General features: G+C 37.7%; 17 protein-coding genes. 8 read left to right on the forward strand and 9 right to left on the reverse strand.

The features are described from left to right. Positions 1-36 precede the first annotated feature (36 nt). On the reverse strand, positions 37-534 hold the full coding sequence (locus ACFIL7_RS05595; RefSeq protein ID WP_375633623.1) for a BA14K family protein: 498 nt from the start codon (positions 532-534) through the stop codon (positions 37-39). Between the two features lie 167 nt (positions 535-701). Here ACFIL7_RS05595 and ACFIL7_RS05600 point away from each other — a divergent pair, with 167 nt between their 5' ends. Beyond that, positions 702-1,799, forward strand: coding sequence for a carboxynorspermidine decarboxylase (locus ACFIL7_RS05600; RefSeq protein WP_375633736.1), 1,098 nt, complete (start codon positions 702-704; stop codon positions 1,797-1,799). Positions 1,800-1,854: 55 nt separating this feature from the next. Continuing rightward, positions 1,855-3,093 (forward strand): saccharopine dehydrogenase NADP-binding domain-containing protein, encoded by a 1,239-nt coding sequence (locus ACFIL7_RS05605; protein ID WP_375633624.1) that lies wholly within the window; start codon positions 1,855-1,857, stop codon positions 3,091-3,093. 1,124 nt (positions 3,094-4,217) lie between these two features. Here ACFIL7_RS05605 and lpdA read toward each other — a convergent pair. From lpdA to ACFIL7_RS05645, 8 genes are all read right to left on the reverse strand, one after another. Continuing rightward, entirely contained in the window at positions 4,218-5,624 is a 1,407-nt protein-coding gene (lpdA, locus tag ACFIL7_RS05610; RefSeq protein ID WP_375633625.1) for a dihydrolipoyl dehydrogenase, read from the reverse strand. A 31-nt stretch (positions 5,625-5,655) separates the two neighbouring features. Beyond that, positions 5,656-6,867, reverse strand: a complete 1,212-nt coding sequence (gene odhB, locus ACFIL7_RS05615) for a 2-oxoglutarate dehydrogenase complex dihydrolipoyllysine-residue succinyltransferase (RefSeq protein ID WP_375606076.1) — start codon at positions 6,865-6,867, stop codon at positions 5,656-5,658. Between the two features lie 32 nt (positions 6,868-6,899). Next, positions 6,900-9,899, reverse strand: coding sequence for a 2-oxoglutarate dehydrogenase E1 component (locus ACFIL7_RS05620; RefSeq protein ID WP_375633940.1), 3,000 nt, complete (start codon positions 9,897-9,899; stop codon positions 6,900-6,902). A 163-nt stretch (positions 9,900-10,062) separates the two neighbouring features. Further along, positions 10,063-10,965, reverse strand: a complete 903-nt coding sequence (gene sucD / locus ACFIL7_RS05625) for a succinate--CoA ligase subunit alpha (RefSeq protein WP_375633942.1) — start codon at positions 10,963-10,965, stop codon at positions 10,063-10,065. 3 nt (positions 10,966-10,968) lie between these two features. Continuing rightward, positions 10,969-12,165, reverse strand: coding sequence for an ADP-forming succinate--CoA ligase subunit beta (sucC, locus tag ACFIL7_RS05630; protein ID WP_375633629.1), 1,197 nt, complete (start codon positions 12,163-12,165; stop codon positions 10,969-10,971). 88 nt (positions 12,166-12,253) lie between these two features. Then, positions 12,254-13,216 carry a malate dehydrogenase gene (gene mdh / locus ACFIL7_RS05635; protein WP_375683431.1) on the reverse strand — a complete coding sequence of 321 codons (963 nt, stop codon included), beginning with the start codon at positions 13,214-13,216 and terminating at the stop codon, positions 12,254-12,256. A gap of 288 nt (positions 13,217-13,504) precedes the next feature. Continuing rightward, the gene (gene zapE, locus ACFIL7_RS05640; protein WP_375638137.1) at positions 13,505-14,704 is read right to left on the reverse strand and encodes a cell division protein ZapE; all 1,200 of its coding nucleotides are present in this window, start codon (positions 14,702-14,704) and stop codon (positions 13,505-13,507) included. Positions 14,705-14,802: 98 nt separating this feature from the next. Continuing rightward, entirely contained in the window at positions 14,803-15,348 is a 546-nt protein-coding gene (locus ACFIL7_RS05645) for an AprI/Inh family metalloprotease inhibitor (RefSeq protein ID WP_375620904.1), read from the reverse strand. 225 nt (positions 15,349-15,573) lie between these two features. On the opposite strand from ACFIL7_RS05645, the gene dapF reads away from it, so the two are divergent. The 6 genes from dapF to ACFIL7_RS05675 all read left to right on the forward strand — a co-directional run bounded on the left by dapF (position 15,574) and on the right by ACFIL7_RS05675 (position 20,815). After that, the gene (gene dapF / locus ACFIL7_RS05650; RefSeq protein WP_375628539.1) at positions 15,574-16,425 is read left to right on the forward strand and encodes a diaminopimelate epimerase; all 852 of its coding nucleotides are present in this window, start codon (positions 15,574-15,576) and stop codon (positions 16,423-16,425) included. After that, on the forward strand, positions 16,425-17,708 hold the full coding sequence (mtaB, locus tag ACFIL7_RS05655) for a tRNA (N(6)-L-threonylcarbamoyladenosine(37)-C(2))-methylthiotransferase MtaB (protein WP_375612759.1): 1,284 nt from the start codon (positions 16,425-16,427) through the stop codon (positions 17,706-17,708). The genes dapF and mtaB overlap by 1 nt, the downstream gene beginning before the upstream one ends. 14 nt (positions 17,709-17,722) lie before the next feature. Further along, on the forward strand, positions 17,723-18,976 hold the full coding sequence (gene ftsY / locus ACFIL7_RS05660) for a signal recognition particle-docking protein FtsY (RefSeq protein ID WP_375638139.1): 1,254 nt from the start codon (positions 17,723-17,725) through the stop codon (positions 18,974-18,976). Next, positions 18,973-19,659 (forward strand): septation protein A, encoded by a 687-nt coding sequence (locus tag ACFIL7_RS05665; protein ID WP_375620900.1) that lies wholly within the window; start codon positions 18,973-18,975, stop codon positions 19,657-19,659. Before ftsY ends, ACFIL7_RS05665 begins: the two co-directional genes overlap by 4 nt. A gap of 62 nt (positions 19,660-19,721) precedes the next feature. Beyond that, the gene (gene gloB / locus ACFIL7_RS05670) at positions 19,722-20,483 is read left to right on the forward strand and encodes a hydroxyacylglutathione hydrolase (protein ID WP_375628534.1); all 762 of its coding nucleotides are present in this window, start codon (positions 19,722-19,724) and stop codon (positions 20,481-20,483) included. A gap of 65 nt (positions 20,484-20,548) precedes the next feature. Beyond that, entirely contained in the window at positions 20,549-20,815 is a 267-nt protein-coding gene (locus tag ACFIL7_RS05675) for a hypothetical protein (protein ID WP_375683432.1), read from the forward strand. The last annotated feature ends 175 nt before the right edge of the window (positions 20,816-20,990 follow it).

Here is a 20,990-nt window from a genome sequence, read left to right on the forward strand (position 1 = left end):
CCCACGACAAGAAGCAATTAAAATTTTATTTAATTTCTATCCTTTAAAAAAGCGGGATAAACACTGCCTACGCCCCCCATGAAAAGGCTGAAAACTATTATCATTTTTATTATAAGAGCGATAACGCGCACGGCAAGATTCAATATGTTGTTTAAGCATCCATGGCTCTTTTTTTTCTAATTTTTCCGAAGAAAACGTTAAAAACACTTTTTTAGCATCTGGTACAACTTTTAATGATGCGCCTTTTGTGCTTAAGTGCGGTGATGTAACAAATGCCACTTCAGGATACCACCAATTATCACTGTATTTACGATAACCACGCCGATAATGACGATAACCTTTGAAACCATTAAGTTCTCTACGCCCCGTAAAAATCAGAGGCACCGAACTATCTAGGACAGAAGTCTGAGTAACCAGTTTGGCTTTAGCGTCACTTCTATTTTGCCCCCAATTAACAAGAGTGGTTGTTATAATGAAAAAACTGCTAACAAATACAAAAGCTAAAGCATAATATAATTTTTTTTTCATACTCATAACAAAAAACTCAACATAATAAACAACAGTAATTACAGAAAGCCTTTCTCTTGCTAGACAGAAACAGATTCTTTTCTTAAGATTCTTTTTTCTTGAGACATTCTGTTACTCTTTGTACTAAACGTTGATCTTGGCAATAAGATCCTTCAAAAAAGAATGAATAAATGATGATAAAAACCCCCTACTATCTTATAGACAAATCGAAACTCATCAAAAACATGCAAACAATTTCTCGTTTACGGGAAATGTCCGGAGCTAAAATTTTACTTGCTTTAAAATGTTTTGCCACATGGAGTGTTTTTGATTTAATGTCTGAGTTCATGGATGGAACCACATCATCATCCCTTTATGAACTACGTTTAGGAAGAGAAAAATTTGGCAAAGAAACCCATGCTTATTCAGTGGCTTGGGCAGATGATGAAATTGATGAAGCCTGTGGTTATGCAGATAAAATCATCTTTAATTCCATCCAACAGCTTCAACGCTTTTCTGATGCAACAAAAACCATTCAAAGAGGTTTAAGGTTAAACCCAGGAATCAGCGCATCAAATTTTGATCTTGCCAACCCCTCTCGCCCTTTTAGCCGCTTAGGAGAAACAAACCAAAGCGCTATCAAAGAAGTTCTGCCTCTTATCAACGGATTGATGATCCATAACAATTGTGAAAATGCTGACTTTAATCTTTTTAACCAAATGCTTGGATATATGGAAGAAAAATTTGCAGAACTTTTTTCTGCTGTTGACTGGATAAGCCTTGGCGGCGGAATCCATTTTACGGCTGAAAATTATCCTCTAGAAGCTTTCGCAAAACGCTTAAAACAATTTTCTAAAACTCATGGTGTCACTCTTTTTCTAGAACCAGGAGAAGCTGCTATTACCAAAAGCACCACATTAGAAGTCAGTGTTCTTGACACATTGTATAATGAAAAGAATCTAGCCATCGTTGATAGCTCAATTGAAGCACATATGCTTGATCTTCTCATTTATCGTGAAAATGCCAAATTAGAACCCAATCTAGGACCACACGAAATTATGATTTGTGGAAAATCTTGTCTTGCCGGCGATATTTTTGGAACATTTCAATTTCAAAAACCTCTTAAAATAGGCGATAGACTGTCTTTTCAGGATGCAGCAGGTTATACAATGGTCAAGAAAAACTGGTTTAATGGCGTTACAATGCCTGCTATTGTTCTCAAAGAGTGCGATGGTACATTAACACTTCAACGCCAATTCAGCTATAACGACTATCAGGAAAGCCTTTCATAAAGATAAACCATAAAAAACGTCATACAACAGTATTAAAAAGGGAGATGGACCTACAATGAAAAAAAATGTTCTCATTATTGGTGCTGGAGGTGTTGCACAAGTTGTTGCACACAAATGTGCTCAAAACAACGATATTCTTGGTGAAATTCATATTGCTTCACGAACACTCAAAAAATGTGAAGCCATCATTGCTTCTATTAAAGAAAAAAACACAATGAAAGAGCAAGGTGTTCTCAAAAGCCATTCGCTCAATGCCATGAATGTAGAAGAAACTATAAAGCTCATCCAAAAGACCAAATGTGAAATTGTCATTAATGTTGGTTCTGCCTTTCTTAATATGTCTGTTCTTTCAGCTTGTATTGAAACAAAATGCGCTTATATCGATACAGCGATTCATGAAGACCCATTGAAAATTTGTGAAACACCTCCTTGGTATGGCAATTATGAATGGCCTCGGCGTCCAGAATGTGAAAAAGCTGGTATAACCGCTATTTTAGGAGCAGGTTTTGACCCAGGTGTAGTGAATGCTTATGCAGCATTAGCGCGCGATGATTATTTTGATAAAATCACAGATATTGATATTATTGATATTAATGCCGGAAATCATGGACGTTGGTTTGCTACAAATTTTGATCCAGAAATTAACTTCCGTGAATTTACAGGACAAGTATGGTCATGGCAAAATAAAAAATGGACTTCCAATAAAATGTTTGAAGTCAGCCATGAATGGGATCTTCCCGTTGTGGGAAAACAAAAAGCCTATATGACAGGACATGATGAAATTCATTCACTTTCCAAAAATCTTGATGTAGAGAATGTCCGTTTCTGGATGGGATTTGGTGATCGTTATATCACTGTTTTTACGGTTCTGAAAAATCTTGGTCTCTTATCTGAACAGCCCATTAAGACAGCAGAAGGACAAGAAGTCGTGCCCTTGAAAGTCGTAAAGGCCGTCTTACCCAACCCTTCCTCTCTCGCCCCAGACTATACAGGAAAAACCTGTATTGGAGATCTTATTAAAGGCGAAAAAGATGGAAACCCGAGAGAAATTTTTATCTATAATATAGCCGATCACAAACAAGCTTTTCATGAAACTGGGGCACAAGGCATTTCCTATACGGCTGGCGTACCAGCAGCCGCAACAGCTCTTCTTATTGCCACAGGTGAATGGGATGTTAAAACTATGGTCAATGTGGAAGAATTACCACCCCACCCTTTCCTTAAATATCTTGATCATATGGGGCTTCCCACTTTTATAAGAGAACAACAAGAGGATAAAAAATTACAATTTTAATACCTATAGAAAGCATATGCTTGATTTTTTAAGTTATCACAAAACTGCCCAATGAAAACAAACTTAATATTCTCGTGTAATTATGGTTTTCAAAAAAATTTTAGCTATTCGTTATATTTTGGCAAAATTGCGATTTCTTAACAACCCTAAAGAAGAGACATAGCATCTTTTTAAGACATAGCGAGCAATGATCAAGAAAAACAGAGAAGAAAAACTAATTTAATCACACTGTATAACTTGTCATTATCATCAAAAAGATAGTGTCATAAACAAAAGATATAAAAATACCGCTCTTTTAAAGAAGAGCGGTATTTTGTAGAATATTCAATCCCTCCCCCCTCTTCATCTTAAATGACAAAGATCCTTAACCCACACCAATCATTAAACAATTCAATTTCTTTGGGTGAATTCCTCTTGGCTTCTCTCTTCATATGATTCACCATCATATACAACATGTTGATTTATAACGCTGAATACTGTAAAATTCTCTTAATCACAAACTCTCTCACATTGAAGCAATTAAAATCTTTTGTCTGCACATCACAAACAAAACGAGCGTGTGAGGTAAAATGATAAAAGAACAGAATAAAAATTCTCTTATGAAAACTCTCAAATAATAAAGAGCTTTAGCAATATTGAGAACTGAAAAAGTGTATTATAATACCAGCGTGTACTTTTACTAAACATAAAGATTATAGTGCACAATAGGTCTTATAACAGTTTGAATGAATTTCATATATTTCAAGAGGAACTTTACAGCTATACCATTCATGAACACCATCGCGAAGTAGATTTAAGCATTTTGAGAGATGTTTTCTTAACACAAAGCACGCAGATAGGCTCAGAATCCTATCTTAAATATTTTATAACAGTATAAAAACTACCCCATATATAAAACTTTACATAGACTAAACACCACCGCTCTAAACGATAGTGCACAACAGAATAATCAATCAAAACTGCACAACAGATATCTAAAACATTAACTATCGAAAAGCATACAACAAATGGAACATTTCAATACAATTGGTTATATTCTTTTTTTAAGTTTTAAAATGTTGTTGCATGCTTCACAAATATTTTCTGCCCCCCGTACCTTTTAAAATTTACTTTTTAAAAGCTTTTTAAATATGAAGTGGTTTAGCAAATGTTGCCAAAGCTGCCTCACGCACGGCTTCTGATAAGGTAGGATGTGCATGGCAACAACGTCCCAGATCTTCTGATGAACCTCCAAATTCCATTAAAACTGCAATTTCATGGATCATTTCACCAGCACCAAATCCAAGAATATGCCCCCCTAATACCCGATCTGTTTTTTTATCAGAAAGGATTTTAACGAACCCATCACTCTTTTGCATTGCACGTGCACGACCATTAGCCATAAAAGGAAATTTGCCAACATTATATTCAATACCAGCAGTTTTTAGCTCTTCTTCTGTCCTTCCTACACTCGCAATTTCCGGCTGTGTATAAACAACACTAGGAATAACATCAAAATTAACATGCCCTTTTTGACCTGCCAAAATTTCTGCCACAGCAACGCCTTCTTCCTCTGCTTTATGTGCTAGCATTGGCCCTTTTACGACATCACCAATCGCATAAATTCCTGGAACATTCGTCTGCCAATGAGCATCAATTGCAATAAATCCGCGTTCATCTAACTGAACACCAGCCTCTTGTAATCCAAGCCCCTCTGTATAAGGAGAACGTCCAGTAGCAATAAGCACAACATCAGCCTCTAAAGTTTCAGATTCACCACCTTTGACAGATTCAAAGCTCACCTGAGCAGTTGAGCCAGATTGTGTAACAGCTGTTACCTTTGCACCCGTTTTATATTCAATCCCCTGTTTTTCCATTAATTTCTGAAATTGCCGTGAAACTTCACCATCCATTGAGCCCAAAACTTTATTAAGATACTCAATAATGGTCACCTTAGCACCTAAACGGCTCCAAACTGATCCAAGTTCTGAACCAATGACACCAGCACCTACTACAATCATATGCGTTGGTACTTTTTCAAGTGAAAGAGCTCCCGTAGAAGAAACAATAGTCTTTTCATCAATTTCAACATTCACCCCTGGAATGCCTGAACTCTCTGAACCGGTAGCAATAATAATATTTTTTGTCTCAATTGTTTGTTTATTACCATCTCTGGCAACAACTTCCACATGACCCGCACTCAAAATTTTGGCTGTCCCCAAAAAAGTATCAACTTTATTTTTTTTCATCAAAAAAGAAACACCACTCGTATTGGCTGTCACCACAGCTTTCTTATGAACCATCATTTGTTCAAGATTAAGCTTAGATTTACCAATAGAAATACCAAGCGTTTCAAAACCATGCTGGGTTTCAGAAAACACTTCTGAAGCATGCAGCAACGCTTTAGAAGGAATACAACCAACGTTGAGACATGTTCCTCCTAATGTTGTACGCTTTTCAATAATTGCTACTTTAAGTCCCAGTTGCGCCGCTTTTATTGCTGCTACATAACCACCTGGACCCGCTCCGATCACAGCCACATCATAAGACATCCGTTTCTCCTTTCATCCTGAAAACTGTATTTTACAAATCAAGAACAAGGCGTTCCGGATCTTCTAAGCTTTCCTTAACACGCACAAGGAAAGTCACAGCTTCTTGCCCATCCACAATACGATGATCATAAGAAAGCGCTAAATACATCATGGGGCGGATCACAACTTGACCCTCAACAACCATTGCTCGCTCTTTAATCGCATGCATTCCCAAAATACCAGATTGTGGTGCATTCAAAATCGGTGTTGACATCAACGATCCATACACACCACCATTGGTAATGGTAAAAGTTCCGCCCTGCATATCAGAAACGGCTAATTTTCCATCACGCGCAAGACGCCCCAAACGACCAATCTCTTTTTCAATCTCTGCCAATGACATTTGATCTGCATCTCGCACCACTGGAACAACAAGCCCTTTATCCGTTCCAACAGCAATTCCAACATTAACATAGTTTTTGTAAACAATATCTGTCCCATCAATCTCTGCATTAACAGCAGGAAGTTCTTTTAATGCATGACAAACAGCCTTGGTAAAAAAACCCATAAAACCAAGTTTAACACCATGTTTCTTTTCAAAAAGATCCTTATAACGCTTGCGCAAATCCATCACTGCTGACATATCAACCTCATTAAATGTGGTTAACATTGCTGCTACATTTTGTGCATCTTTAAGACGGCGAGCAATTGTTTGACGCAATTTCGTCATACGAACCCGCTCTTCACGTGTTTCTTGGACAGGAGTTGCCGAAGAACTCGTCGCAGAAGAAGAGGGTGTAGGAGCATTTGTACTTTGTTTTAATCCACCAAGAACATCTTCTTTAAGAATTTGTCCACGTTTTCCAGAACCTGAAATATCGCTTTTTGCAACATTATTTTCAGCCATCAATTTTGCTGCTGAAGGAGAAGGAGGCATTGCACTGCTCAAAGCAGGCTTCTCCGATTCAGATGAAGCCGCTGGAACAAGTGTAGCAGAAGGTGAAAGTGATTGGGAGATACCAGCTTCTCCAGCCTTCACCACTCCTAAAAGAGCATTTACTTCAACCGTATCGCCTTCTTTTGCAATGATTTCAGATAATTTCCCAGCAACAGGAGAAGGAACTTCAACGGTTACCTTATCAGTTTCTAATTCAACCAAAGGCTCATCCATAGCGACAGCTTCGCCAAGTTTTTTAAACCATTTGCCAACCGTTGCTTCGGTAACCGATTCGCCCAAAGTAGGAACACGAATTTCAGTAGTCATAATATTTTTCCATACATCAGAGTAGTAATAAATTAAGAACCTAACGCGTCTTTAAGAAACGCAGCCAGTTGTTCAAGGTGTTTCACCATTAACCCAGAGGCCGGTGACGCACTCGCAGGACGTCCTGCATAACGAGCACGTGAATATTGCGCATTAATATGCGTCAAAACCCATTCCAAATAAGGCTCAATAAATGACCAAGCCCCCATGTTTTTTGGTTCCTCTTGGCACCAAAAAACTTCCGCCTGCAAAAAGCGCGATAATACATTCACCAAAACTTTTGCAGGGAAAGGATAAAGCTGTTCAACACGAAGGAGGTAAACATCATCAATACCCCTTTTTTCACGTTCTTCATAAAGGTCGTAATAAACCTTACCAGTACAAAGAACGACACGGCGAATCTTATTATCTTTTTGCAACTTAATGACAGAATCTTTGAGACATTCTGCATCATCAAGCAACACACGACAAAAACTTGTTTCTGGCCCCATTTCATTGAGAAAAGAAACAGCTCGCTTATGACGTAAAAGTGATTTCGGTGTCATCAAAATCAATGGCTTCCGGAAATCACGCTTAATTTGTCGACGCAAAATATGAAAATAATTTGCAGGGGTTGTACAATTAGCAACCTGCATATTATCTTCCGCACAAAGTTGAAGAAACCGTTCTAAACGTGCAGAAGAATGCTCCGGCCCTTGCCCTTCAAAACCATGAGGCAATAAACACACAAGACCAGACATACGAAGCCACTTACGCTCTGCGGATGAAATAAATTGATCAAAAATGACCTGTGCACCATTAGAAAAATCACCAAATTGTGCTTCCCAAAGTGTTAATCCTCGTGGTTCAGCAAGAGAATATCCATATTCAAAACCAAGAACAGCTTCTTCAGAAAGCATAGAATTAACAACATCATAAAGCGCTTGCCCCTTTTGTAAATGATTCAAAGGAATATAACGCGCCTCATTTTCTTGGTCATAAAGAACTGAATGACGTTGTGAAAAAGTTCCCCGTTCAACATCTTCACCGGAAAGACGAACCGGTGCTCCTTCCAAACAAAGTGAACCAAAAGCTAAAGCTTCAGCAGTTGCCCAGTCAACACCCTCACCGGTTTCAAAAATTTTAGCACGATTATTTAAAAAACGTTGAATGGTTTTGTGAACGTGAAAATCTGCCGGAATTTCAACAATTTTCTGACCAATTTCCTTTAAAGTTTTTAATTCAACACCAGTTGTTCTAGAATGCTGCTCATCAGAACTACTAAAAGCTTTGAGTCCCGTCCAGCTTCCATCAAGCCAATCAGCCTTATTAGGTTTATAAGAAGCACTTGCTTCAAGTTCACCTTCAAGTTTATCGCGCCATAATTTTTTTTGTTGCTCAATCTCTTCTGAAGTAACCATTCCTTCTGCTACCAATTGGTCACTATAAAGTTGAAGTGTTGTTTTATGATTACGTATTGCTTTATACATAAGCGGCTGCGTAAAGGAAGGTTCATCACCTTCATTATGCCCATAACGGCGATAACAAAACATATCAATAACCACTGGTTTATGGAAAATCTGGCGAAACTCTGTTGCTATTTTGGCAACAAAAACAACTGCCTCAGGATCATCACCATTCACATGGAAAATTGGTGCGTCAATCATTTTTGCGACATCTGATGGATAAGGCGAAGAACGTGAAAAACGTGGAGATGTTGTAAAACCAATCTGGTTATTGATAATAACATGAAGTGAGCCTGCAACACGATAACCTTTAAGACCTGAAAGACCAAAAGTTTCTTGGATAACGCCTTGTCCTGCAAAAGCGGCATCACCATGAATAAGCAATGGCATCACTTTTGAACGCTCACTTAATGGGAGTAAATCAGTATGCGCATGTCCCATAAGTTGATCTTGTTTAGCACGTGCTTTTCCCATAACAACCGGATCAACAATCTCAAGATGAGATGGATTGGCCAACAGCGATAAATGAACTTTTTTACCATCAAAGTCCAGATCAGCGGTAGTTCCCAAATGATATTTGACATCACCGGATCCCTCCACATCATCAGGCTTGTAAGATCCCCCTTTGAATTCATGAAAAATAGCCCTATGCGGTTTGGCAAGAACTTGTGAAAGAACATTTAAACGACCACGATGGGCCATCCCTAAAATAACTTCCCTAACCCCCAAAGCACTACCACATTTGATAATCTGCTCAAGAGCGGGAATCAACGCCTCACCACCATCGAGTCCAAAACGCTTTGTGCCTTTATATTTAGTGTCTAAAAACTGTTCGAATCCCTCTGCCTGAATAAGCTTATTCAGAATAGCTTTCTTGTCTTGGTGTGTGAAAGAATTTTTTTTATCTCGCCCTTCAATGCGTTCTTGAAGCCATACTTTCTGAACCGGATCAGAAACATGCATATATTCCACACCGATTGTTGAACAATAGGTACGATTGAGAATCTCAAGCATTTGCGGAATAGTTGCATATTCCAACCCTAAAACATTATCAATAAAAATGGGACGCTCGTAATCAGCTGGAGTAAAACCATACGCTTCTGGAGAAAGTTCCTTATAATCTTCTTGTTTTTCGGCCAATTGAAGAGGGTCAAGTTGCGCATGAAGATGTCCCCGTTCTCGAAACGCACGAATCATCATAATTGCATGAACGGAATCACGTGTTGCACGAATAATATCTTGTTCACTGGAAGTTTTTCCCTTTTGTGCAGCACCTGTTATTGCTTTTTCCTTTAATTTATCGCCAAAATATTTTTCAAGAGAAGACCAATCACCATCAAGAGCAGAAATCAATTCACCCTCTGCTTTTAATGGCCAATGATCACGCTGCCATGTTGCTCCTTCAGCATTTTTAAGAACATCTTCTTTATTATCATGAAGTCCTTCAAAAAAAGCACGCCACTGTGAATCAACACTGGTAGGATCTTTTTCATATTGAGCATAAAGTTGATCTATATAATCCGCATTCCCACCATAAAGAAATGATGTCTGTGCAAAAAGGCTATTTATTTCGTCCTGCCTTGCCATATACTTCTCCGGAACATTTATTCCGTCTCCTTATATCTCTTTTTGACCTTTAAATGCTTACAAACAAGCAGTGATTCGAACATTCAAAAAAGTTTTACCTTTTTATACTCAAGTTTTCTCACCTGAATCTAAGAACCTTTTCTTATTCAGGTGAAACTTTCTTTTAGCCTTTCAAAACTGACATCAAAGTCTTACCTATCTGTGATGGCGAAGAAGACACACGAATCCCTGCTGATTCCATTGCCGCAATTTTATCTTCTGCTCCACCTTTACCACCAGAAATAACAGCACCAGCATGTCCCATTGTACGTCCTGGAGGAGCCGTACGGCCAGCAATAAAGCCAACAACTGGCTTTTTTCGACCTTTTCTTGCTTCATCTTGCAGAAACTGTGCTGCTTCTTCTTCAGCAGAACCACCAATCTCACCAATCATAACAATAGACTCGGTTTCATCATCCGCTAAAAACATTTCCAACACATCAATAAATTCAGTACCCTTAACAGGATCGCCACCAATCCCTATAGCAGTTGTTTGTCCGAGACCTTCCTGACTCGTTTGAAAAACGGCTTCATAAGTTAAAGTTCCCGACCTCGAGACAACCCCAACAGAACCTTTTCTAAAAATAGAACCAGGCATAATACCAATTTTACATTCATTTGGTGTAAGAATACCGGGACAATTAGGACCAATAAGACGAGACTTTGAGTTTTCTAATCGCGCCTTCACTTTAACCATATCCATAACGGGAATACCTTCCGTAATACAGATAATTAAACGAACTTCAGCTTCTATAGCCTCTATAATAGCTGCCGCAGCCCCTGCAGGAGGAACATAAATAACGGAAGCATCTGCACCTGTTTTTTCTTTTGCTTCTGCAACATTAGCGAAAATAGGAAGAGTTTCGCCTTTTAAACCTTCCCATGTTTCTCCACCCTTTTTAGGATTAACGCCACCAACCATTTGCGTACCATGATAAGCAAGTGCCTGTTCTGTATGAAATGTTCCTGTTTTTCCTGTAAGCCCTTGAACTAGAACTTTTGTCTCTTTATTCACAAGAATTGACATAGCTTAAGCTCCCTTCACGGCTGCAACAATTTTTTGGGCAGCATCATCTAAATCATCAGCAGGAATAACATTCAAACCACTCTCATTGATAATTGCTTTACCTTGCTCAACATTAGTACCTTCAAGACGAACAACCAAGGGAACCTTTAAACCAACCTCACGAACAGCAGCAACCACACCTTCAGCAATGACATCACAACGCATAATACCACCAAAAATGTTAACTAAAATGCCCTTAACATTTGGATCGGCCGTAATAATTTTAAAAGCAGCTGTCACCTTTTCTTTTGATGCTCCACCACCAACATCCAAAAAATTCGCTGGCTCTGCTCCATAAAGCTTAATGATATCCATTGTTGCCATAGCAAGCCCAGCACCATTAACCATGCAACCAATCGTACCCTCAAGAGCAACATAAGCAAGATCATGCTTTGATGCTTCTATTTCCTTTGGATCTTCTTCTGAAAGATCGCGCAATTCTAAAATATCTGGATGACGAAACAGAGCATTATTATCAAAAGAAACTTTCGCATCAAGAACACGCAAGTGACCATCTTTCATCACAATAAGCGGATTGATTTCTAAAAGGCTCATATCTTTTTCACAAAATGCCTTATAGAGAATCGAAAAAAGCTTTTCACCATCTTCTCGCGCACTACTTTGTAGTTTCAACGCATCACAAAGTCTTGCACAATCAGCTGAAGTAACACCCTCTACAGCATCAATGGGAAGCGTGAATATTTTTTCTGGTGTCTCTTCAGCAACCGTTTCAATATCCATTCCACCTTCTGTTGAAACAACAAAAGCAATTCGACCAACGCTACGATCAACCAAAAGTGAAAGATAAAGCTCCCGTTCAATATCGGCACCATCTTCAATATAAAGGCGGTTGACCTGCTTACCCTCTGGACCAGTTTGTTTGGTTACCAAAGTTTTTCCAAGCATTTCTTGAACATTTGCAACAACTTCTTCAACAGATTGTGCAAGCCGAACACCACCCTTTGCATCAGGACCAAGTTCTTTAAACTTACCCTTACCACGACCACCAGCGTGTATCTGACTTTTAACCACATAGAGAGGTCCGGGCAATTTTTCCGCCCATTTTTCAGCTTGCTCTACAGAATAAACAGCGACACCATTTGCAATTGGTGCTCCATATTCATGAAGCAGACGTTTGGCCTGATACTCATGGATATTCATGCATTTGTCCTTTTCTTTTATGGATCTTATTAATCCTAAAGTTTTAACATTCTAAATACTTATTTTAATGAATTAAATCTTGTTCAATTTACTTGAGACTAGGTACAAGAGCAATACAAGCTTCACAAAGCTTTTTAACCGCATTTACTGAATGATCAAAAGCACCTCTTTCTTCTTTATCAAGATCAATTTCAATGACTCGTTCAACACCACCTGCACCAAGTACAACAGGTACCCCAACATAGGTATCATTAACCCCATATTCTCCTGAAAGATAAGCTGCAACAGGCACAACACGCTTAGTATCCTTTAGGTAGGCCTCAGCCATAGAAACAGCAGAAGCTGCTGGTGCATAATAAGCAGAACCTGTTTTTAACAAACCAACAATTTCTGCACCGCCATCACGGGTACGCTGGATAATTTGATCAATTCTTCCCTGTGTTGTCCAGCCCATCTTTATAAGATCAGGCAAAGAAATACCACCAACCGTTGAATAACGCACGAGAGGAACCATTGAATCACCGTGGCCCCCTAAAACAAACGCTGTCACATCTTTAATAGAGACCTTAAATTCCTCAGATAAGAAATGACGAAAACGCGCTGAATCAAGAACACCAGCCATACCAACCACTTTATGTGTAGGGAGACCTGAAAATTTCTGCAATGCCCACACCATCGCATCAAGGGGATTAGTAATACAAATAACAAACGCCGAAGAAGCGTATTTTTTAATTCCAGCTCCAACTTGTTCCATAACCTTTAAATTAATGCCCAAAAGTTCATCACGGCTCATACCAGGTTTTCGCGCAACGCCTGCTGTTACAATAACAACATCAGCACCTTCAATTGCTTCATAAGCATTAGCACCTTTTAGACTGATATCAAAACCATCAACAGGAGAAGATTCGGCGATATCTAGAGCCTTACCTTGTGGCACACCTTCTGTAATATCAAATAAGACCACATCAGCAAGCTCTTTAAGCCCAATAATATGTGCTAAAGTACCACCAATCATACCTGAACCAATGAGAGCTATTTTTTTCCGTGCCATTTTATTTTTTCCTAACTTTTAGATAATTCAGCGCACACCCATCAGCGTCCGTATACTGAATATTTTTGACTTCAACCATATTCAAACAATATCATAAAAAGGAGTAAAGAAATGAAATTTACAAATTTATCTCCTTACAGAAACAACAACCCTCCGCTGAAACAACTATTAGAAAATTATCACGATGTATCGATAAAGTGAATTTTAAAAAAATACAACAGAATTATTATATTTCTTTAATTTCAAAAAGTTATTGTTTTGACAGTTTACGTAAAGGTAAAAGTATAATCAATGCTTCTTCTTCAAAAGAAAATGTTCTTCCCAAAGTTTTAAATAATCGTAGCTTTGCATTTCGAAAAGACGTGATTGTGTTCTTTGAAATTCAAATGTTTCCGTAATCTGCGCATGCCCTTTATACAAAGCCCCTATCCCTGCCGCAGCCGACATAAACAACCGTATGTGGCGCTCATAAAGAATATCAATAAGCAAAATAAACCGTTTTGTTTCATTGCGACATGTATCATCCATGACCGGTACATTATCAATAAAAATCGTATGATAACGCTCCCCTAATAACAAATATTCAGCCGCGGCCAAAGGCTTTTCACATAAATCCCCATAATCAAAACGAGCACATCCTGCACCAAAGCGCGGAATAGGAATAAAGCGCCCTTTTATAGAAAGCTCATCAGACATCTCCTTATGTCCTCGCAATACAAGTGTCCATGCTTGATCCATATATTCATTTGCTTGAACCCCCAACGGCGATACATACATCTGTTGTAGATTTGATTTTTCAAGGCGATAATCTGTTTTTGCATCAAGATTAACAACACGAACATATGCTTTCAAAACTTGAATAAAAGGCAAAAAGAGCTCACGATTTAAACCGTTACAATAAAGGTTATCTGGCGCCACATTTGAAGTCGCAATAAAGAAAATTCCTTTATCAAACAGAGCAGAAATAAGCCGCCCCAATACCATAGCATCAGCAATATCCGTTACACTAAACTCATCAAAACAAAGTACTTTTGCTTCTCGTGCAAGATCCTCAGCAACAGCTAAAATAGGATTATCTTGTTTAAATTTTGCACACCCAGATGCTTGACGATAAAAATTAATACGCTCATGCACATCAGCCATAAAATCATTAAAATGGGCACGCTTTTTATGACCTTTAGGCAAACAAGAAAAGAACAAATCCATCAGCATGGTTTTGCCCCGTCCTACTTCACCATAAATATACAGTCCCTGAAAAAAACCTGTTTCATCTCCTTGTTTTACAACACAAGAAATATTTTGTTTTTTCCTTTTAAATATTCTGTTAAAGAAAGAGCAAAATATCCAAGGCAAAGGATGAGAGATATTTTGTTCCGCAATTTTTTTTAATAAATGATCAAAATATTCTGTTATAGCTAATTGAGCGGGATCAAAACAAACCTCTCCTTTAGCGACAAGCTCCTTATAACGTGTTGAAACGAGAATCATCCAAAAAACCTTTTTCAAACCGATCTCAATGAAAAATACAAATACTTTTCAAGAATCTGTCCGTCTAGTTTAGTTTGTCATAAACGATCAAAAATGATTTAACGACTTAAAATAACGGGATGATCATCAAGTGTACGTCCCTCAAAACGATCAACATTTGAAGAATAAAGAACGAGGATAACACGTCCAGAGTTATTATAAAAATATAATCTTTTTCCTTTAACAGCCCACGATCTCACTTGGGAAGCAATTCCTGGACAGTGTAAAGGACCAGCACGGTACCCTTGTCCAAACTTTGTTTGTGGAGTTGCAATCCGGCAAACTTTTCCTCCCATAGAAAGATTCCACACCCCAGCAACACTTGCAGGAAATAAATCAGTAGCATTACTTGGCAATTCGAGACTAGCCATTCGTCCATCGCTCTGAGAATCTCCTTTTTCATACATCGGAGCGTTTGCATCTTCAGATATCGACGAAGAAGTAGACGACAGATCAGACGCTTCTAATATTGTCATTTGTTGAGATGGATAAAAAACTTCTAATGCGTTACCATCGTCATTACCATCAAACCGTGTTGTTGAACATCCCCCTAAAAACATTACAGTTGATAGTGCAACGAAAAACGAAACTTTTGAAAACGCCATGTCTGTACTCTCTCCCACGACAATAAATAAGTTCACAAAAAAATTAAGCGAATATTTGTTATAGTTACAAAGATAAATTAACAAATTAAAAAAAACAGGTTAAAATCACTTATTTTAAAAGAAATAATTTATGTGCCCAATTTTATATTTATTAAACACTAGAAATTTATAATATTTTCAGTCATATATCTTTTTATAAGTAATCATTAGAAATAGAGAAATTTCATGAAAACGCCATTTAGCAAAATGGACGGTCTTGGAAATCAAATTATTGTTGTTGATATGCGTGAAAGCACATACGCTCTTACACCACAAGCAATCCTTGCTTTGTCGGCAGATCCTGAAATGCATTTTGATCAAATCATGGCTATCCACACACCAACCCAGAAAAAAACCGACTTCCGCATAGAAATATGGAATGCCGACGGATCAATGGCTAAAGCTTGTGGCAATGGTACCCGCTGTGTCATCGCATGGCTTAAAGATCACAATTTTGGTGAAAAATTTCATTTAGAAACTCCCGCTGGAATTATTGAAGGAAAATACCAAACCGATAATCTCATTTCTGTTGATATGGGATGCCCAAATTTCAATGCAAAAGAGATGCCTGTTTCACGTGAAATAGTTGATACCAATCACGTAGAAATTATCGCTGGTCCCCTAAAAGACGCTTGTCTCATATCCATTGGCAATCTCCATGCTATCTTTTTTGTTGAAAATGATATTCAACATATTCCATTAGAAAAATATGGGCCAAAACTTGAACATGATCCCCTGTTTCCCGAACGGTGCAATATTTCCATTGCTTGCATAACGTCAAAGAAAAGTCTAAATTTACGTACATGGGAGCGAGGGGCAGGATTAACACAAGCATGTGGGAGTGCTGCTTGTGCAAGTGCAGTGGCTGCTTATCGTCGTGGACTTACAGAGCGCCATGTTGATGTAAATTTACCAAAGGGAAAACTTAATATTTTTTACCGAGAAGACGATCATATTATCATGACAGGACCAATTAAATATCACTTTAGTGGTTTTTTAAGCCCTTTAACAGGGTGTTACAAAAAGGATCACTCCTGATGGCAATAGAAATTGTAACTTTTGGTTGTCGACTTAATAGCTACGAATCGGAAATCATTCGCAAAGAAAGTACTTCTTCAGGGCTAGATCAACTTAAAGATGGTGCTATTATCTTTAATACCTGTGCTGTCACTGCCGAAGCCGTACGACAAGCAAAACAAGCTATCCGCAAAGCAAGACGTGAAAATCCTCATGCGCGTATCATTGTAACAGGGTGTGCAGCCCAAACAGAAGCACAAAATTTTGCCTCAATGACAGAAGTAGATCTTGTTTTAGGAAACGAAGATAAACTTCACGCTCATTCTTATCGTCAACTTCCTGATTTTGGTATTAATCATTCTGAAAAGGTGCATATCAATGACATTATGGAAGTACAAAAAATTGCTCCACATATGGTCAGTGCAATGCAAGAGCGCACCCGCGCTTTTGTACAGGTACAAAACGGATGCGATCACCGCTGTACATTTTGCATTATTCCTTATGGACGAGGACCATCTCGTTCAGTTCCCATGGGTGCTGTCATAGAACAAATTAAAAAGCTGATAGGTGGGGGTATCCAAGAAGTGGTCCTTACAGGTGTTGACCTTACAAGTTATGGCCACGATCTTCCTGGAAAAGCTACTCTAGGAAAATTAACTTCAGCTATTTTGCATCATGTCCCTGACTTAGCCCGATTACGCCTCTCATCTATTGACTCTATTGAAGCAGACGAAGAACTCATAAATCTTTTAGCTTATGAAACAAGAATCATGCCCCATTTGCATTTATCTTTGCAAGCAGGTGATAATATGATTTTAAAACGGATGAAACGGCGTCATCTGCGCGAACATGCCATTCAATTTTGCCAAGAATTGCGTGCCAAACGTTCTACAATGGTTTATGGTGCCGACTTAATTGCTGGTTTTCCTACAGAAACAGAAGAGATGTTTCAAAATAGTCTTGCCTTAATCAAAGATTGTAATTTAACCCATCTCCATGTCTTCCCCTTTAGTCCAAGAGAAGGAACACCTGCCGCACGTATGCCACAAATCAACCGTAAAATAGTTAAGCTGCGTGCTGAAAAATTGCGTAAAGCAGGTGATATGGCTTACCAAAAGCATCTTGCTCATTTACAAAACAGTCTACAAACAATTCTCGTTGAAAAAGATGAAATCGGACGAACAGAAGATTATACTCTTGTACAAGTTAAAGGTGCAAAAGCAGGAACAATTGTTCAAGCCCTTATCGTTGATCATGATGGCGATAAATTGATTGCTGTCCCTCCAAAATTAAACGCTGCTTGAGCAGGAGAATTCTTATGACTAAATCTTTTATAAAAAAAATATTCTCTTTTAACAAATCTCAAGAGCAAGAAATTGAACAACAGATTTCTATTCCTGATAAAAGCGATATAATAGAAGAAAATAAAGACAAAAATGAAAAGACAAAAAATAATCAAATCTCTATAAACACAGAAAAAGAAGAACAAACAAAAAATCCAGAGTCAATACTTACAAAATATGATGAAAAATCTCCATTTCTAGAATCCCATTCTGATAAAATTCCCTTTTCTGGTAAAATTATTGTCACAGACAACATCCGTGAAAAAAAGAATGAAGAAATTTTATCTGAACCTTCTGTTGAACAAAAAAAGACAGCGTGGTTTGGGCGCCTTAAAAAAGGCCTATCCCTTTCTTCACAACGCCTAAGCGGATCAATTGGCGATCTCTTTGTTAAAAGAAAACTTGATGAAGATACACTGCAAGAGCTCGAAGATATTCTTATCCAAGCTGACATAGGTGTAGAGACGGCAACACGCATCACAAATACTTTAGCTTCCAGTCGTTACGGAAAAAACCTCTCCCCAGATGATATTCATACTATTGTAGCTGATGAGGTCAAAAAAGTTCTGGAACCTGTTGCAATACCATTAGAACTTGATCTCAGCCATAAACCTCATGTTATTTTGCTGGTAGGTGTAAATGGCACTGGAAAAACGACAACTATTGGAAAACTTTCAGCCAAATTAACAGAAGGGGGATTAAAAGTTATGCTGGCAGCAGGTGATACTTTCCGAGCCGCTGCTATTGAGCAACTACACATTTGGGGTGAACGTACCAATTCTCCTGTTATTTCGACAAAATTGGGTGCAGATGCCGCCAGCTTAGCATTTGATGCTTATGAAAAAGCAAAAAAAACAAACAGTGATGTATTAATTATTGATACAGCAGGGCGTTTACAAAATAAATCTGAATTAATGGATGAGTTGGCAAAAATTATTCGTGTTTTAAAAAAACACACCCCCCAAGCACCCCACACAATCCTTCAAACTCTTGATGCAACAACCGGACAAAATGCACTCAACCAAGTGGACATTTTCAGTGATATTGCTGGTGTTAATGGTTTAGTTATGACAAAGCTAGATGGGACTGCACGAGGAGGAATTCTTGTCGCTATCGCAGCAAAATATAAATTACCCGTTTATTTTATCGGTATAGGAGAAGATATTGAAGACCTTCAACCCTTTTCTGCTTCTGACTTTGCCGAAACTATTGCAGGAAAACACGCATGAAACAGCCTTTATCTAATCTTAATTTACACAATAATTCTGAAAAAAAGATGAATAACAATAAAAAAATTTCTCTCTCACCAACACTTAAGTTTCTTTTGGAAATGGGTCCATTGGTTGCCTTCTTTTTTGCCAATTATAAGGGAGAATGGCTGATAAAAAACATTGGATTTTTTCAAAATTTTAGTAAGCCTATTTTCCCTGCAACAGCTATTTTTATGGTGGCTATTATTATTTCCCTAAGCTTATCATGGATCCTTGCAAGACAAATTCCTATTATGCCTCTTATTTCAGGAATATTTGTTTTAGTTTTTGGCTTTCTAACTCTCTGGCTTCATAATGAAACTTTCATAAAAATGAAACCAACAATCATTAATAGCTTATTTGCTTTTATACTTTTTGGAGGGATGTTTTTTAAAAAACCACTTTTACGTTATGCTCTTGATTCTACCTTAAAACTTGATGATTTAGGTTGGCAAAAACTTACCTATCGTTGGGCGTTTTTTTTCATTTTTCTTGCCATTTTGAATGAAATAATTTGGCGTAATTTTAGCGATAATTTCTGGACAAGTTTCAAAGTATTTGGCGTCATGCCTATAACAGTCCTTTTCATGCTTACCCAAATGCCTATAATTATAAAACATTCAAAAGGACTTTTTACAGAAGAGGACAAATCTGATTCTTAAAAAAATCATCACTACCGATTATTTTATAGATTCATCGCCAAACACTGTTCGGGAGAAAAAATATGTTGATTGAACAGTTTATTTGTCGAGAAGACAATTTCGGTGTACTTCTTCATGATGAAAAAAGTGGTATGACAGCTGCAATAGATGCTCCTGAAGGCAAAGCGATTCACAATGCCTTAAAGCGCCACAATTGGACACTTAACACTATTTTTGTAACTCATCATCATCACGACCATGTAGAAGCCCTATCAGAATTAAAACAAGTTTACAACGCTACGGTTATCGGACCAGAAGCAGAAAAAGAAAAGATCAATCATCTTGATAAAACACTTCAACCTGATGAAAGTTTTTCTTTTGGCTCACTCCTTCTTTTAGCTCTTTCAACACCTGGTCATACTCTAGGCGCATTATCTTACTATTTTCCTGAAAAGAATTTACTCTTTGCTGGAGATACACTTTTTTCATTGGGCTGTGGACGTCTTTTCGAAGGAAAACCAGCACAAATGCTGAATTCTTTAAAAAAACTTCGTAAACTTCCTGATGAAACACTTCTCTATTGTGGACACGAATATACAAAAAATAACGCTCTTTTCGCACTAACAATTGACCCACATAATAAAAAACTCCACCAAAGAATAGAGGAAGTTTTTTTGCTACGTGCAAAAAACGCTATGACTTTACCAGTAACCTTAGGGCAAGAAAAAGCCACCAATCCCTTTCTCCGCTGGGATGATAGTGTATTGCGAAAGAACCTTGTAATGGAAGAAAAAACAGATGAAGAAGTTTTTGCTGAAGTTCGAAGAAGAAAGGACAATTTTTAACCATGCGTAAGTTCGTATTACGTTTGTTCCTGCTTTTTCTTTTCGTGATACATATTCAACAAACAATGGCAGAGGAAAAGGAAACAGATAATTCTTCTCTTATAGCACCTCTCATTGCAAATTATCCCTTAACAGAAGATTTTCTTTTAAAGCTGGAAAAAATTGAAAAAGAATGTAAAAACTTACTTCCAGAAACAAAAAATAATCTTATAACTTATGATTCTAGTATCCACTCTAGTATTGAAAACTACACTACCTATATTTCTAGTAAACCAAAACTTGTGAATATTTTAAAAGAAAATAATATAACACCGAAAGATTTTGCTTCATGAACCTTAGCTCTTAAAGAAATATCAACGCTTCTCATATTTGTACCTGAAAAGGAATATTCTACTGAGAAAAATACTATATTTCTAAACAATCTTGAATTTGTTAAAAAACATTTTTTTAAAGCGACAATTCTTTTAGATAACTGTGAAAAACTCATTTTGAGCAACTAATCAGCTA

It is taken from the genome of Bartonella sp. AP3QHHD (assembly GCF_042195765.1).
In the GTDB taxonomy this organism is placed as follows: Bacteria; Pseudomonadota; Alphaproteobacteria; order Rhizobiales; family Rhizobiaceae; genus Bartonella.